Below are 301 nucleotides of genomic sequence, written 5' to 3'. Positions count from 1 at the left end.
TGCGCAAAGAGAGTGTCTCGAGACCCTGCATTAGCATGAAGGCATTCATAGGAGACAAGGCCGAACCCGTATTTCGCAGTGGAACCGTACGTGCACGGCCAATAAATGCCGCTTCACCAAAGGCTTCTGCATACACCACACCGTGGTAAGAAGGCTCTGGCTGGTTGAATACTGGGAATCTGTCTTTGTGCTGCGCCCAAGGGAACTTACCTGAGTCGATGATCATACCGCCCAAAGTCGTCCCGTGACCCCCTACGTATTTCGTCAATGAATGAACTACGATATCGGCGCCATGCTCGAT

The 301-nt window shown here is 52.2% G+C and carries 1 protein-coding gene; it reads right to left on the bottom strand.

Annotation, left to right across the window (positions count from 1 at the left end; genetic code table 11):
* The coding region (locus AB4585_RS29600; protein WP_372172414.1) for a PLP-dependent transferase at positions 1-301 on the bottom strand (301 nt) is incomplete at both ends.

This window comes from Vibrio sp. 10N.222.49.C9, from assembly GCF_041474985.1.
Taxonomy (GTDB): Bacteria; Pseudomonadota; Gammaproteobacteria; order Enterobacterales; family Vibrionaceae; genus Vibrio; species Vibrio crassostreae_C.
The sequence above is the reverse complement of the archived record's forward strand: the minus strand, read 5'-3'. Positions and strand labels throughout refer to the sequence as shown.